A 14,522-nucleotide genomic window follows, 5' to 3' on the forward strand; every position below is an offset into this window, starting at 1 on the left:
CTGCGCGGACGGTAGTCGACTGGAGGTACGGATGCGTCGTCCCGCCCGGAGCCTGTCTCTGCTCACTGTTGCCGCAGCCCTGGTGTCGGTGGGTGCCACGGCGCCACCGCAGGTGCGGACACCACCCGTCAAGGAGCCGGTCGCCGTCGGGTACGGCGGAGCGGTCGCCAGCGTCGACGCGGACGCCTCCGCGGTCGGCATCGAGGTGCTGCGCAAGGGCGGCAACGCGGTGGACGCGGCCGTCGCGACGGCGGCGGCGCTCGGTGTCACCGAGCCGTACTCCGCCGGGATCGGCGGTGGAGGCTACTTCGTCTACTACGACGCCGGGCAGCGCCGCGTCCACACCATCGACGGGCGCGAGACCGCGCCCGAGTCCGCCGACGCCTCTCTCTTCCTGGAGAACGGCGCGCCCATTTCCTTCGCCGAGGGCCAGACCAGCGGGCTCGGGGTGGGCACCCCGGGTACGCCCGCCACCTGGGACGCCGCGCTCGACGCGTGGGGGACCAGGCCGCTCACCCGGCTGCTGAAACCTGCCGAGCGGCTCGCCCGGGACGGGTTCACGGTCGACGCCACCTTCCGCTCCCAGACCGAGGCCAACCAGGCCCGGTTCGCCGACTTCCCGGACACGGCCCGGCTCTTCCTGCCGGACGGGCGACTGCCGGTGGTCGGCTCCACCTTCAAGAACCCCGATCTGGCCCGTACGTACGCCGAACTGTCCCGAAAGGGCGTCGGCACCCTGTACCGGGGTGAACTCGCCGAGGACATCGTCAACACGGTCCGCAAACCCCCCGTCGACCCGAAGGCCACCCGGGTGGTGCGCCCCGGCGACCTGACGGAGAAGGACCTGCGGGCGTACGGAACGAAGCGGCAGACCGCCACCAAGGTCTCCTACCGCGGGCTCGACGTCTACGGCATGGCACCCTCCTCGTCCGGCGGCACGAGCGTCGGCGAAGCGCTCAACATCCTGGAGCGGACGGATCTTTCGAAGGCAACGCCGACGCGTTACCTGCACCGGTTCATCGAGGCGAGCCGGATCGCGTTCGCGGACCGCGGGCGGTGGGTCGGCGACCCGGCCTTCGAGGACGTCCCCACCCGGGGTCTGCTCTCCCAGCGCTTCGCCGACGCGCGCGCCTGTCTGATCAAGGACGACGCCGTACTGAAGAGCCCGCTGGCGCCGGGTGATCCGAGGCACCCCGCGGCGTGCGCAGCCGGCGGAACCGCCGCCCCCACGACGTACGAAGGAGAGAACACCACTCACCTCACGGCGGCCGACAAGTGGGGCAACGTCGTCGCGTACACGCTGACCATCGAGTCGACCGGCGGCAGCGGTATCACCGTGCCGGGGCGCGGGTTCCTGCTCAACAACGAGCTGACCGACTTCTCCTTCGCGCCGGCCGATCCGGCCGTCCACGACCCGAACCTGCCCGGACCGGGCAAGCGCCCGAGGTCGTCGATGTCCCCGACGATCGTCCTTCAGGACGGCCGCCCGCTGCTCGCCCTCGGCTCGCCGGGCGGCGCGACGATCATCACCACGGTCCTACAGACGCTGACCGGGCACCTCGACCGGGGACTGCCGCTGGTCGAGGCGATCGCGGCGCCGCGCGCGAGCCAGCGCAACCAGGCGACGACCGAAATCGAACCCGCGCTGTGGAACAGCCCGTTGAGGGCCGAACTCGAGGCCGTCGGACACGGCTTCCGGCTGAATCCGGAGATCGGTGCCGCCACCGGCGTCCAGCGGCTGCCCGACGGCCGCTGGCTGGCGGCGGCGGAGAAGGCCCGTCGGGGTGGCGGCTCGGCGATGGTGGTTCACCCGGCCCGCTGACGCGCCCGCGCACTCCTTCGGGTGATGATCAGCCGGGGCCGCTCGGTGAGCGGCCCCGGCCTGCGCCCACGCTCCTACGATCGACGTGCCGCCGCCCGGTGGATCACGTCGTGCCGCGGCGCGGCCGGCTCTGTGCGCGTTCACCAGCAAGGACGGCAAGCGTGGCGTGAGCGCGCTGGCGAACACGTCCAACAACACGGCGGTGCTCACCACCATGGCGGACACGCTGGAGGCGGCGTTCTGCAACGCCCTGCCGGCCACGGCACCGCCCTCGGCGCGTAGCGCGACGCCGCGGCAGTCCGTCCAGCCGGCCGTCCCCGTCCACGAGGACATCGCACCGGAGGTCGCCCGCGACTGACGGCCGTCCCGCGGGACCCGGTCCGGCCGGCAGCACGATGGGCGGCCGGGCGCGAGGTTCGCGCTGTCAGGCGCGAGAAACGAGGTGCGCTCCGGACCGTAGAGCCGCCCACCTGCGCTGACATAGGGTCACGCGCATGAATCTCGAGGAGCTCGCCCGAAGCCCGTACGTCAGCCTGACCACCTTCCGGCGGGACGGCACACCCGTCGCCACGCCGGTCTGGGTCGTCTCGGACGGCACCGAGCTGTACGTGTGGACCAAGACGGACTCCTGGAAGGTCAAGCGGATCCGCAACAACAGCCGGGTGACGGTCGCCCCGTGCGACGTGCGCGGCCGGATTCCGGAGGGTACCCAGGCCGTGGAGGGCACGGCACGGCTGCTGGACAGTACCGGTGCGATCCGCAGACTCCTCTCCCGGAAGTACGGCTGGAGGTTCTGGATCGTCGACCGGCCGGCCACGATCGCCCGCCTGGGCAAGCGGCCCCACACGGGGATCGCGGTCAAGCTTTGAGCAGTCCGCTCCGCTGATGAAAACTGCGCGTAGCCGTCCCGTAACACAACTGGGATCGAATGCCTGCGGACCGGAGGCTTCCAGTCGGCGTGGGGCAGGGGCGGGCAATGAGGGTGGAACAACTACCGGCGGCTGCTGGAGAGTTCGCGCGGTATCTGAGGGACCTGACGTCGCTGCTCGATCAGGGCAGCGGCTGGTGCGGAGTGTTCTGGCAGCGCGATCCGCGCGGCATGCGGGCCTGTCTCGACGGACACGAGGTGCCGCCCTGGGACGTGGTGGAGTCCCTGCTGCAGGACCTGGCCGGCCGTCACGGTGCGCAGTTCGCGGAACACGAGGCCGTTCGCGCCGGGCGGCTGCACGCGGCGGCCGCGGCCGTGCACGACCGGTTGTCCGGCGGTGCGGCGTCGTTACGGGACCGGCTGGAGACGGTGATCAGCGAGCGGACGTACGCGGAGGAACGGCAGCGGGAACTGGCCGCCCGGCTGCGGGTCACCGCGGTGGGCGCCGACGCGGAGTCGCTCGGGCATGAACTGGCCTGGGCCCAGGACGACGTGGAGCGCGCGACCGCCCGCTGCGAGGAGTTCCGCACCCGGCTCGCGGCGCTGACACCCGCCCCCGGTACGCCGGGCCGCCCCGTAGCCCCGGAAAGCTGGTTCCGGGCTCCGGGCGCGGAGGGGCCGGCCGGCCACGCGTATCCGCAGGCGGCGTCCACACCGGAGGGGGCCGGTGTGCAGCACACAGGCCCCGGGGCCGGGCACACGGGCCGTCCGGCGCCTGCGGCACCCGCTTCGGCGCCGGGTGACGATCCGGGTCCGGCGGCCGGGTGGGACGCGGAAGCGGAGGGCTCCGTCGGTCCCGTCCCGGTGCCCGGCCCAGGTCCGGCGCCCAGCCGGAAACGGAGGTCCCGGGGGGCCCGGTTCGCCGGGCTCGACGACGAGGTGGACGTCCAGGTCGCGCCCGCTCCGCCCACACCCGCCACCCCGGCGGGCTCGGCGTTCACGCCCCGGGGCGCCCGTTACCGAGGGCTGGGCAGTGGCCCCGGCCACCCGGCGCGGACGGGGGCGCACGCAGGGGTCCGCGCGGGGGCGCAGACCCGGGAAGAGGCGGAGCCGCAAGGCACCGCCGAGGCCCGGAGGGCCGCGGCCTCGGTCGTCGCCGAGCTGATCGCGCTGCGGGCCGGAGGCCGCAGCGGCGAGGCGCACGTCGTCCTGTGCCAGGCCGCGATGTGGCCACCCGCACGGCTTCCGGTACTCGCGGCGGAGCTGCACCGCGCGGACCTCGCCGCCGACTGGGCGACCCTGCTGTGGGAGGCGGCCTCGCTGCCCCCCGACCGGCTGGCCGCGACGGCCGAGGCCCTGGCGGCCGCGGGCCGGGACGGGGACTGCGGCCAGTTGCTGCGCCAGGGGGTCTCCCGGCCTGCCCCGGAGATCGCCGACGCGGCTCTCGCCCTCGCGGGGGCCGGCCGTGAACGGGAGGCGCGGGCGCTGCTGGACGCCTTCGTCCGCGTACACACGCCTGAGGAGGCCGCTCAGATCGCGCAGAGCGATCCGCGGTGGCTGGTTCCCCAACTGCTCGCGGCAGCCGACGCGGTGTCCGACTCGTGCCGCCGCGATCTCCTGCACGCCCTGCGGGTGGCCGGAGTGGCTACCGGGTAGGCGCCGGGCCCGAGGCGATCGGGCCGGCGCGGCGGGGCCGGAGGCCGCCCGGACAGGGACCTTCGGCTGTCGCGACGCGAAGGGAGTGGACCGCTCGGGTGCGAAACATGATCGACTCCGCCGGTTAACGGCGATGGTCTTGCCCCCGGGTGTGACGGGGCTTACGTTCTCCACCTACGCATTGTGTCTACGTGCGTAGAGGCTCTGGCGTCCCGTCGAAGGAGCAGCTCATGGCCAACGTCGTACGCGCCGCACTGGTCCAGGCGACCTGGACAGGCGACACAGAATCCATGATCGCCAAGCATGAGGAACATGCCCGCGAGGCGGCCCGCCGGGGCGCGAAGATCATCGGGTTTCAGGAGGTCTTCAACGCCCCCTACTTCTGCCAGGTGCAGGAGCCCGAGCACTACCGCTGGGCGGAGCCGGTTCCGGACGGCCCGACCGTGCGGCGGATGCAGGATCTCGCCCGCGAGACCGGCATGGTGATCGTCGTCCCGGTCTTCGAGGTCGAGCAGGCCGGCTTCTACTACAACACCGCCGCCGTGATCGACGCCGACGGTACCTGTCTCGGCAAGTACCGCAAGCACCACATCCCCCAGGTCAAGGGGTTCTGGGAGAAGTACTACTTCAAGCCGGGCAATCTCGGCTGGCCCGTGTTCGACACCGCGGTCGGCAAGGTCGGGGTCTATATCTGCTATGACCGCCACTTCCCCGAAGGATGGCGGCAGTTGGGCCTGAACGGCGCTCAGCTGGTCTACAACCCGTCAGCCACCCACCGCGGCCTCTCCGGGCATCTGTGGCAGCTGGAACAGCCGGCATCCGCCGTCGCCAACGAGTACTTCATCGCCGCGATCAACCGGGTCGGCCAGGAGGAGTACGGAGACAACGACTTCTACGGCACCAGCTACTTCGTCGACCCGCGCGGTCAGTTCGTCGGAGAGGTCGCGAGCGACAAGGAGGAGGAGCTCCTCGTCCGGGACCTCGACTTCGACCTCATCGAAGAAGTCCGCACGACGTGGGCGTTCTACCGGGACCGCCGCCCCGACGCGTACGAGGGGCTGGTGCAGCCGTGACCGATCTGCACAACCGGCACCGGGCCGTCATGCCCGACTGGCTCGCGCTGTACTACGACCGCCCCATCGAGATCACACACGGCGAGGGCCGGTACGTCTGGGACGCGACGGGCAAGCGGTACCTGGACTTCTTCGGCGGCATCCTCACCACCATGACCGCCCACGCCCTCCCGGAGGTGACCAAGGCGGTCAGCGAGCAGGCGGGCCGGATCATCCACACCTCGACGCTCTACCTCGACCGTCCGATGGTCGAGCTGGCCGAGCGCGTGGCCACCCTCTCCGGCATCCCGGAGGCCCGGGTCTTCTTCACCACCTCCGGCACGGAGGCCAACGACACGGCACTGCTTCTGGCGACGACGTACCGCCGCTCGAACCAGATCCTCGCGATGCGCAACAGCTACCACGGCCGGTCGTTCTCGGCCGTGTCCATCACCGGCAACCGCAGCTGGTCGCCCACCAGCCTGTCCCCGCTGCAGACCCTCTACGTCCATGGAGGTGTCCGCAGCCGGGGCCCGTTCGCGCAGTTGTCCGACGCCCAGTTCATCGAGGCCTGTGTCGCGGACCTGGAGGACGTCCTCGGGCAGACCCGCGGGGAAGTCGCCGCACTGATCGCCGAGCCGATTCAGGGCGTCGGCGGATTCACCTCTCCGCCCGACGGTCTGTACGCGGCGTTCCGCGAGGTCCTGGACCGGCACGGCATCCTGTGGATCACGGACGAGGTGCAGACCGGCTGGGGCCGCACCGGTGAGCACTTCTGGGGCTGGCAGGCGCACGGGCAGAACGGGCCGCCGGACATCCTCACCTTCGCCAAGGGCATCGGCAACGGCATGTCCATCGGCGGTGTCGTGGCCCGCGCGGACATCATGAACTGCCTCGACGCCAACTCCATCTCGACCTTCGGCGGCAGCCCGGTCACCATGGCGGCGGGCCTGGCCAACCTCTCGTATCTGCTGGAGCACGACCTCCAGGGCAACTCCCGTCGCGTCGGCGGTCTGCTGCTGGAGCGGCTGCGCGCCATCGGCGCGACCGTGCCGTCCGTACGCGAAGTACGCGGCCGGGGCCTCATGGCCGGCATCGAGCTGGTGAAACCGGGTACCGACGAGGCGGACCCGGAGGCGGCCGCGGCCGTGCTCGAGGCGGCCCGCGAGGGCGGACTGCTCATCGGCAAGGGCGGCGGCCACAACACCAGCGTGCTGCGTGTCGCACCGCCGCTGTCGCTGACCGTCGCGGAGGCGGAAGAGGGCGCGGACATCCTCGAGCAGGCGCTGCGCAGTCTGTAGCCGACGTACGCACGAAAGGGAGCGCACCACATGAGCACCCGCACTCTCATCCGCGGTGGACTGGTCATCACTGCGGCCGAAGAGACCCACGCCGATGTACTGATCGAGGACGGCCGCATCGTGGCCATGGCCGCGCACGCGTCCACCGTGGCCGAGGGCTGGACCGCCGACCGTGTCATCGACGCGGCCAACAAGTACGTCATCCCGGGCGGCGTGGACGCGCACACCCATATGGAGCTGCCCTTCGGCGGCACCTTCGCCTCCGACTCCTTCGAGAGCGGGACGCGCGCCGCCGCCTGGGGCGGCACGACCACGATCGTGGACTTCGCCGTGCAGACGGTGGGCCACTCGCTGCGCGACGGGCTCGACGCCTGGTACGCGAAGGCCGACGGCAAGTGCGCGATCGACTACGCCTTCCACATGATCCTCTCGGACGTCAACGAATCGTCACTGAAGGAGATGGACCTGCTCGTAGAGGAGGGCATCACCTCCTTCAAGCTCTTCATGGCGTACCCGGGCGTCTTCTACAGCGACGACGGACAGATCCTGCGCGCCATGCAGCGCTCGTCGAACAACGGCGGCCTGATCATGATGCACGCCGAGAACGGCATCGCGATCGACGTCCTGGTCGAACAGGCCCTGGCCGCCGGCCGTACCGATCCCCGCTATCACGGGGAGGTGCGCAAGGTGCTGCTGGAGGCCGAGGCCACGCACCGGGCGATCCAGCTCGCGCGGGTCGCGGGCGCACCGCTGTACGTCGTGCACGTCTCGGCGGACGAGGCGGTCCAGGAACTCACGGCGGCCCGGGACATGGGGCTCAACGTCTTCGGGGAGACCTGCCCGCAGTACCTTTTCCTCTCCACCGACAACCTCGCCGAGCCGGACTTCGAGGGCGCCAAGTACGTCTGCTCGACGCCCCTGCGGCCCCGCGAGCACCAGGAGGCGCTGTGGCGTGGCCTGCGGACGAACGACCTCCAGGTCGTCTCCACCGACCACTGCCCCTTCTGCTTCACCGGGCAGAAGGAACTGGGCCGAGGCGACTTCTCCAAGATCCCCAACGGGCTTCCGGGCGTGGAGAACCGGATGGACCTGCTGCACCAGGCGGTGGTGGACGGCCACATCAGCCGCCGGCGCTGGATCGAGATCGCCTGCGCCACCCCGGCCCGGATGTTCGGCCTCTACCCGCGCAAGGGCACGATCGCACCGGGCGCGGACGCCGACGTCGTCGTCTACGACCCGCACATCGAGCACGTCCTGTCGGCCGAGACGCACCACATGAACGTGGACTACTCGGCGTACGAGGGGAAGCGGGTCACCGGCCAGGTGGAGACCGTACTGTCGCGCGGTGAAGTCGTCATCGACGAACGGGAGTTCACCGGCCACGCCGGGCACGGGGTCTACACGCCGCGGGCCACCTGTCAGTACCTGCACTAGCGAAGAACGGGGAGTGCCACATATGGACTTCGGACTCGTCCTGCAGACGGACCCGCCGGCTTCGGCCGTGGTCGGACTGATGCGGCGCGCGGAACGCAACGGCTTCCGCTACGGCTGGACCTTCGATTCGGCGGTGCTCTGGCAGGAGCCCTTCGTCATCTACAGCCGCATCCTGGAACACACAGAGAAGCTCACCGTCGGCCCCATGGTCACCAACCCGGGCACCAGGACCTGGGAGGTCACCGCCTCCACGTTCGCCACGCTCAACGAGATGTACGGCAACCGCACTGTGTGCGGGATCGGGCGCGGCGACTCGGCGATGCGCGTCGCCGGCCGCAAACCCAACACCCTGGCCCGGCTCGGCGAGGCGATCGGGGCGATCCGCGACCTCGCGGAGGGCCGGGAGACCGTCGTCGACGGGCAGCCGCTCAGGCTGCCGTGGGTACGGGACGGGAAGCTGCCGGTCTGGATGGCGGCGTACGGGCCCAAGGCGCTGACCCTCGCGGGCGAGAAGGCCGACGGCTTCATCCTCCAGCTCGCCGACCTCTACCTGACCGAGTGGATGGTCAAGGCGGTACGCGCGGCCGCCGCGCAGGCCGGCCGGGACCCGGACTCCGTCACCATCTGCGTCGCCGCGCCCGCCTACGTCGGCGACGACCTCGCCCACGCCCGGGAACAGTGCCGGTGGTTCGGCGGAATGGTGGGCAACCATGTCGCCGATCTGGTCTCGCGCTACGGGGAGCACTCGGACATGGTGCCGGAGGCGCTCACCGCGTACATCAAGCAGCGCCACGGCTACGACTACAGCCACCACGGCCGTGCCGGGAACCCGTCGACCGATTTCGTACCCGACGAGATCGTCGACCGGTTCTGCCTGCTGGGGCCGGCGCAGGCCCACATCGACAAGCTGAAAGCGCTGCGCGACCTGGGGGTCGACCAGTTCGCGGTCTACGACATGCACGACGCGAAGGAAGCGACGATCGACGCGTACGGCGCCGAGATCATCCCCGCACTGAACTCCTGACCAGCGCAGAGGAAGGTCCTGCCGCCATGACCGCGACCGTCCCGTCATCCCCTTCCGACGGCCAGAGAACGGACGAACAGGGCCGCGTCGAGCTCGCACCCGGCGCGGTCCCCGCCGAAGGCCGGTTCGTCAACGACGATCTCCTTCCCGTCCCCGTCGAACGGCGCCGCTGGACCACGTACAACTTCGCCGCCCTCTGGGTCGGCATGGCCCACAACATCCCTTCCTGGCTTCTCGCCTCGGGTCTGGTCACCCTCGGCATGGACTGGAAGCAGGCCGTCTTCACCATCGCCCTGGCCAACGTGATCGTGCTCTTCCCGATGCTGCTCACCGGGCACGCGGGCCCCAAGTACGGCATTCCCTTCCCCGTGATGGCCCGGGCGTCGTTCGGACTGCGGGGCGCCAACCTGCCCGCGCTGGTCCGGGCCGGGGTGGCCTGCGCCTGGTTCGGTATCCAGACCTGGATCGGCGGCTCCGGGATCTTCGTACTGCTCGGCAAGATCTTCGGCGGCTGGGCGGGGGCGGCGGAGATCGCCGGGCAGCCATGGACCCTGTGGCTCTGCTTCGTCCTCTTCTGGGCGCTCGAACTGGCCATCATCTACCGGGGAATGGAGACCCTGCGCCGCTTCGAGAACTGGGCCGCCCCGTTCGTGATCGTCGGCGCGCTGGCCCTGCTGGTGTGGATCTCCGCCAAGGCCGGCGGACTCGGCCCGCTGCTCGACCAGCCCTCCCAGCTGGGCTGGGGTGAGGACTTCTGGCCCGTCTTCTTCCCCTCCCTCATGGGCATGATCGCCTTCTGGTCCACCCTGTCGCTGAACATCCCGGACTTCACTCGCTTCGGCGCGGGCCAACGGGCTCAGATCTGGGGCCAGACCCTCGGCCTGCCCACGACGATGACGCTGTTCGCCCTGCTGTCGGTCTTCGTCACCTCCGGTTCCCAGGCGGTGTACGGGGCGCCGATCTGGGACCCGGTCCTGCTGGTGTCGAAGACCGACAACGTCTTCGGCCTGCTCTTCGCCCTGGTCACCGTGCTGATCGCGACGATCTCCGTCAACATCGCGGCGAACGTCGTCTCGCCCGCCTACGACCTGGCCAACCTCGCACCCAAGTTCATCAACTTCCGCAGGGGCGCGCTCATTACCGGCGTCGTCGGCGTCCTGATCATGCCGTGGGAGCTCACCTCCAGCCCCGAGCTGTACATCTTCACCTGGCTCGGCCTGGTCGGCGGCCTGCTCGGCACGGTCGCGGGCATCCTCATCGCCGACTACTGGATCATCCGCCGGACCCATCTGGCGCTGGCCGACCTGTACCGCCCCGGCGGCCGCTACTGGTACACGTCCGGCTGGAATCCCAAGGCGCTCGCCGCCTTCCTGGTGGGCGGCGTCCTCGCGATCGGAGGCTCGCACTCCGCTCCCGGGAAGGGCCCGTTCCCGGAGGACGGCCTGATCCCCTTCCTGAAGCCGCTCGCCGACTACGGCTGGGCGGTGGGCCTGGCCTCGGCGCTGGTCCTCTACACGGTGCTGATGCTGCCGGAACGTTCCCGCGGCGCGTAGCCGCCGCTGGACCGCGGGCGGGGTCAGCCCTCGCCCGCGGTCTTCCGCAGGGCTGCCACGGCGTCCTTGGCCGCCCGTATCGCGCCGTCGTGTATGGCGGCCGCGGGAGGCGCATCCTTCGACTCGAAGTCGCTGCCGTTGTACGCGACGGTCACCATCGCGTTCTCCACGCGCACCACCACCACCGCTTCACGCGTCTGCTGCTTGTCCTGCGTGGTCAGCGCCGGCGTGATGGACGCCTCGTCGCCCAGACCGGGAACCGCCGTCCTGCCCTGGCGCTTCGCGTACGCGCTCCGGGCCGCGTCCGCCGAGTCCTTGACCTCGATCGTCACGTCGAGCCAGTGGTACTCGTACTCGTCGAGCCCGCTCCAGGAACAGGTCCGGCGGTGCGAGGGATCGGCCGGCGGCAGCTCGGTACCGGCTGCCTTGGCGCCGGCGACCAGGGCCTTGACCGTGGCCGCGGGTATCACCCCGCACGCGGCCGGTGGTTCGGCGTACACGGGCGCCGCGGTGACATCGGCGGCGGCGGCCTGCGCGTCCGGTGAGGCCGCGGCCCGCGGTACGTCGTTCCGCTTCGCGGGCGCGTACGGGCCGGACGTCCAGGCCCAGCCGACCGTGGCGAGGACGGCGACCGGCAGCAGGCGCGCGGCGAGAGTGACCGGTAGGGAACGCATGGCGGACTTCTCTCGGGGCGTGAGGGCGGTTACTCGCAAGAGGAGTGGAACGAATGTGCCACATGAAGACCCCGGAGCAACAGAGCAATCAGTGTGGTGGGTGTGGTTCGTGGTCCGCGCGCCGACCCGCATTCAGGATTCATGTGGAATCCACCGGCCCGCCACGGGCATGGTGGGGATTGTCGGTGGGCCGTGCTTTGCTGGGCGCATGATCGATGACTTTCTCGCACGTGACCTGTCCGAGGTCGAGGAGGCGGTCCGCAAGGCGGCCGCAGCCGAGATCATGCCCCGCTTCCGGCAGCTCGCCGCGCACGAGATCATCGAGAAGAAGGGGCCGCACGACCTCGTCACGGTCGCCGACCGGCAGGCCGAAGAGCATCTGACCGCGGCTCTGACGCGGCTGCTGCCCGGCTCGGTGGTGGTCGGCGAGGAGGCGGTCCACGCGGACCCGGCCGTGTACGACGAGCTGCTCGGCGACGCGCCGGTGTGGATCGTCGACCCGGTCGACGGGACGCGCCAGTTCGTGCACGGCGACCCCGGGTTCTGCACGCTCGTCGCACTGGCCGTGAACGGCGAGCTGTTCGCCTCGTGGACTTACGCGCCGGCTCTCGACGAGATGGCCGTGGCAGTACGGGGCCGGGGCGCCCGGCTGGGCGGTGAGCCCATCAGGTCCGGTTCGCCGGCACCCGGCCAGGTTCTCGAAATCGCCACGTCGCACCCCGACTTCACCACCGGCGACCAGAAGCGGGCTCTCCTCGGGCTGAATGTGGACGGCGTGCACACCCGGCCCTGCGGCTCGGCGGGCCTGGAGTACCTGGCCGTGGCCCGGGGCGAGCTGGACGCGGTTGCGTTTTCCTGGGAGAACGCCTGGGACCACGCGGCGGGCATGCTGCTGGTCGCGGAGGCGGGCGGCGCCCAGACGACGATCGCGGGCGAGCCGTTCCGTATCACCGGTGGGAACGCCCTGCCGTTCACGGCTGCGCGCGACCGGGCGACGGCCGACCGGGTCAGGGAGCTGCTTTCCGGCGCCGTGTGACCTCCGGCGGCTCCGCCCGCCGTACGGACGGGGCCCGCTCGGGAATACCCTGGTGCTCCTGGCCGTCGGCTGACAAAGGAGTCCGAAGGTGCCGTCGATTGTCGATGCCGTGATCGTGGGGGCGGGGCCCAACGGACTGACCGCCGCCGTCGAACTCGCCCGCCGCGGCTTCTCGGTGCAAGTCTTCGAGGCCTGTGACACGGTCGGCGGGGGAGCGCGGACCGAAGAACTGACGCTCCCCGGCTTCCGCCACGATCCCTGTTCCGCCGTGCATCCCCTGGGTGCCGGATCGCCCGCGTTCCGGGCCATGCCGCTCGAGCGGTACGGACTCGAGTGGCTGCACCCCGAGCTGCCCATGGCGCACCCCTTCGACGACGGCACGGCGGCCGTGCTCTCCCGCTCGGTCGCGGAGACGGCCCTGTCCTTCGGGCCCCGGGACGCAGGCACGTACCGGCGGCTCCTCGCCCCGTACCTCGGCAAATGGGACACCCTCGCCCGCGACTTCATGTCGCTGCCGCTGACCGCGCTGCCGCACGACCCGGTCACGCTCGCCCGCTTCGGACTGGACGGTCTGCCGCCGTCGACCTGGCTGATGCGCCGCTTCCGCGACGACAGAGCGCGTGCGCTGTTCGCGGGTCTGGTCGCCCATGTGATCGCACCGCTGGGCGGCATCGGCACCAGTGCGGTGGGCCTGGTGTTCGCGCTGGCCGCGCATGCCAACGGCTGGCCGATGCCACGCGGCGGCTCCCAGTCGATCTCGGATGCGCTGGCCGCCTATCTGCGTGATCTCGGCGGCGTCGTCCACACCGGCTTCGAGGTGAAGCGGCTCGACGACCTCCCGCCGGCCCGCGCGTACGTCTTCGACACCTCGCCGACCGCGCTGGCCCGGATCGCGGGGCTGGGCAGCGCGTACGACCACTACCGGTACGGCGCGGCGGTGTTCAAGATCGACTACGCGCTGGACGGGCCCGTGCCCTGGACCGCGAAGCCACCCCGGGTGGCCGGCACCGTCCAGATCGGGTCCAGCAGCCGGGAGATCGGCACCGCCCTGCGGCAGGCGGCGGGCGGGCAGGCACCCAGGACGCCGTTCCTGATCACCGCCCAGCCCAGTCTGGTGGACCCCTCCCGGGCGCCCGACGGCAAGCACGTCTTCTGGGCGTACGGCCATGTGCCGCACGCCTGGGAGGGTGATCTCACCGACGCGGTCGAGCGGCAGATCGAGCGCTTCGCGCCCGGCTTCCGGGACCGCGTGCTGGCGCGGGCCACCGCCGGCCCGCGCGAGCTCGCCGCCCGTAACGCCAACTACGTCGGCGGGGACATCGCCTGCGGCGCCGCCACGGGTATCCAGCTGCTGCTGCGGCCGAAGATCTCCCTCTTCCCGTACAGCACCCCGCACCCGGCGGTCTTCATCTGCTCCTCCGCAACCCCGCCCGGGCCCGGCGTGCACGGGATGTCGGGCCACAACGCGGCGAAGGCGGTCTGGCGCCGCCTGAGGGAGGCCCGATGACCCGTGTTTCCCTGGTCCGCGGAGACATCACCGAGCAGCAGGTCGATGCCGTCGTGAACGCGGCCAACTCCTCGCTGCTCGGCGGCGGGGGCGTCGACGGGGCCATCCACCGCAGGGGCGGCCCGGAGATTCTCGCCGAGTGCCGGGCTCTGCGCGCCTCGCGGTACGGCAAGGGACTGCCGACCGGACAGGCCGTGGCGACCACGGCCGGCAGGCTGCCCGCGCGCTGGGTCGTCCACACCGTGGGCCCGGTCTGGTCGCGCGAGGAGGACCGCTCCGGTCTGCTCGCCTCCTGCTACCGCGAGTCGCTCCGGTTGGCGGGGGAGCTGGGTGCCCGGACCGTCGCCTTCCCGGCCATCTCCACCGGCGTCTACGGCTGGCCGATGGCCGACGGTGCCCGGATCGCGATCGAGACGGTGCGGGAGACGGAGACGGCGGTGGAGGAGATCCGATTCGTCCTGTTCGACGAGCCGGCGTACGAGGCGTTCGCCGCGCAGGTGGGCTGACTGCGACACGGGCAGGCAGGCCGGCATCCGCACACGCTGCCGGCCTGCGAGGGTTCCGGTGCCGCCGCCGGGAGCGTGGGGAGCCATCC

General features: G+C 71.2%; 13 protein-coding genes. 12 read left to right on the forward strand and 1 reads right to left on the reverse strand.

What is annotated here, in order from left to right; genetic code table 11:
• The first annotated feature begins 31 nt into the window (after nucleotides 1–31).
• The 9 genes from ggt (at nucleotide 32) to AB0M62_RS10250 (ending at nucleotide 10,710) form a co-directional block, all read left to right on the forward strand.
• Nucleotides 32–1,822, forward strand: a complete 1,791-nt coding sequence (gene ggt / locus AB0M62_RS10210; protein ID WP_366073679.1) for a gamma-glutamyltransferase — start codon at nucleotides 32–34, stop codon at nucleotides 1,820–1,822.
• Nucleotides 1,823–1,907: 85 nt separating this feature from the next.
• Nucleotides 1,908–2,180, forward strand: coding sequence for a hypothetical protein (locus AB0M62_RS10215; RefSeq protein WP_366073680.1), 273 nt, complete (start codon nucleotides 1,908–1,910; stop codon nucleotides 2,178–2,180).
• A gap of 136 nt (nucleotides 2,181–2,316) precedes the next feature.
• Nucleotides 2,317–2,691, forward strand: coding sequence for a PPOX class F420-dependent oxidoreductase (locus tag AB0M62_RS10220; protein ID WP_366073681.1), 375 nt, complete (start codon nucleotides 2,317–2,319; stop codon nucleotides 2,689–2,691).
• 107 nt (nucleotides 2,692–2,798) lie between these two features.
• Complete coding sequence (locus tag AB0M62_RS10225; RefSeq protein WP_366073683.1) at nucleotides 2,799–4,346, forward strand: hypothetical protein; 1,548 nt, start codon at nucleotides 2,799–2,801, stop codon at nucleotides 4,344–4,346.
• A gap of 230 nt (nucleotides 4,347–4,576) precedes the next feature.
• A complete protein-coding gene (locus AB0M62_RS10230) occupies nucleotides 4,577–5,419 on the forward strand; it encodes a nitrilase-related carbon-nitrogen hydrolase (RefSeq protein ID WP_366073684.1) in 843 nt (280 codons plus the stop codon).
• Nucleotides 5,416–6,699, forward strand: a complete 1,284-nt coding sequence (locus AB0M62_RS10235) for an aspartate aminotransferase family protein (protein WP_366073685.1) — start codon at nucleotides 5,416–5,418, stop codon at nucleotides 6,697–6,699. Before AB0M62_RS10230 ends, AB0M62_RS10235 begins: the two co-directional genes overlap by 4 nt.
• A gap of 30 nt (nucleotides 6,700–6,729) precedes the next feature.
• Nucleotides 6,730–8,133, forward strand: a complete 1,404-nt coding sequence (gene hydA, locus AB0M62_RS10240; protein ID WP_366073686.1) for a dihydropyrimidinase — start codon at nucleotides 6,730–6,732, stop codon at nucleotides 8,131–8,133.
• Nucleotides 8,134–8,155: 22 nt separating this feature from the next.
• Nucleotides 8,156–9,157, forward strand: coding sequence for a TIGR03842 family LLM class F420-dependent oxidoreductase (locus AB0M62_RS10245; RefSeq protein WP_366073687.1), 1,002 nt, complete (start codon nucleotides 8,156–8,158; stop codon nucleotides 9,155–9,157).
• 26 nt (nucleotides 9,158–9,183) lie between these two features.
• Nucleotides 9,184–10,710: an NCS1 family nucleobase:cation symporter-1 gene (locus AB0M62_RS10250; protein ID WP_366073688.1), complete on the forward strand. Its 1,527-nt coding sequence runs from the start codon at nucleotides 9,184–9,186 to the stop codon at nucleotides 10,708–10,710.
• A 23-nt stretch (nucleotides 10,711–10,733) separates the two neighbouring features.
• Here the strand turns inward: AB0M62_RS10250 and AB0M62_RS10255 are convergent, their stop codons facing one another.
• Nucleotides 10,734–11,384, reverse strand: coding sequence for a hypothetical protein (locus AB0M62_RS10255; RefSeq protein WP_366073689.1), 651 nt, complete (start codon nucleotides 11,382–11,384; stop codon nucleotides 10,734–10,736).
• 208 nt (nucleotides 11,385–11,592) lie between these two features.
• Here AB0M62_RS10255 and AB0M62_RS10260 point away from each other — a divergent pair, with 208 nt between their 5' ends.
• The 3 genes from AB0M62_RS10260 (at nucleotide 11,593) to AB0M62_RS10270 (ending at nucleotide 14,433) form a co-directional block, all read left to right on the forward strand.
• Nucleotides 11,593–12,420: an inositol monophosphatase family protein gene (locus AB0M62_RS10260; RefSeq protein WP_366073690.1), complete on the forward strand. Its 828-nt coding sequence runs from the start codon at nucleotides 11,593–11,595 to the stop codon at nucleotides 12,418–12,420.
• Nucleotides 12,421–12,508: 88 nt separating this feature from the next.
• Entirely contained in the window at nucleotides 12,509–13,927 is a 1,419-nt protein-coding gene (locus AB0M62_RS10265; protein WP_366073692.1) for an NAD(P)/FAD-dependent oxidoreductase, read from the forward strand.
• The gene (locus AB0M62_RS10270; RefSeq protein ID WP_366073693.1) at nucleotides 13,924–14,433 is read left to right on the forward strand and encodes an O-acetyl-ADP-ribose deacetylase; all 510 of its coding nucleotides are present in this window, start codon (nucleotides 13,924–13,926) and stop codon (nucleotides 14,431–14,433) included. Before AB0M62_RS10265 ends, AB0M62_RS10270 begins: the two co-directional genes overlap by 4 nt.
• The last annotated feature ends 89 nt before the right edge of the window (nucleotides 14,434–14,522 follow it).

This window comes from Streptomyces sp. NPDC051219 (genome assembly GCF_040682335.1).
Classification (GTDB): domain Bacteria; phylum Actinomycetota; class Actinomycetes; order Streptomycetales; family Streptomycetaceae; genus Streptomyces.

Excerpts from the sequence above, each read along its gene's own strand:
- ggt (WP_366073679.1), top strand. The coding sequence starts at position 32 with ATGCGTCGTCCCGCCCGGAGCCTGTCTCTGCTCACTGTTGCCGCAGCC.
- AB0M62_RS10220 (WP_366073681.1), top strand. The coding sequence starts at position 2,317 with ATGAATCTCGAGGAGCTCGCCCGAAGCCCGTACGTCAGCCTGACCACC.
- AB0M62_RS10225 (WP_366073683.1), top strand. The coding sequence starts at position 2,799 with ATGAGGGTGGAACAACTACCGGCGGCTGCTGGAGAGTTCGCGCGGTAT.
- AB0M62_RS10230 (WP_366073684.1), top strand. The coding sequence starts at position 4,577 with ATGGCCAACGTCGTACGCGCCGCACTGGTCCAGGCGACCTGGACAGGC.
- hydA (WP_366073686.1), top strand. The coding sequence starts at position 6,730 with ATGAGCACCCGCACTCTCATCCGCGGTGGACTGGTCATCACTGCGGCC.
- AB0M62_RS10245 (WP_366073687.1), top strand. The coding sequence starts at position 8,156 with ATGGACTTCGGACTCGTCCTGCAGACGGACCCGCCGGCTTCGGCCGTG.
- AB0M62_RS10250 (WP_366073688.1), top strand. The coding sequence starts at position 9,184 with ATGACCGCGACCGTCCCGTCATCCCCTTCCGACGGCCAGAGAACGGAC.
- AB0M62_RS10255 (WP_366073689.1), bottom strand. The coding sequence starts at position 11,384 with ATGCGTTCCCTACCGGTCACTCTCGCCGCGCGCCTGCTGCCGGTCGCC.
- AB0M62_RS10260 (WP_366073690.1), top strand. The coding sequence starts at position 11,593 with ATGATCGATGACTTTCTCGCACGTGACCTGTCCGAGGTCGAGGAGGCG.
- AB0M62_RS10270 (WP_366073693.1), top strand. The coding sequence starts at position 13,924 with ATGACCCGTGTTTCCCTGGTCCGCGGAGACATCACCGAGCAGCAGGTC.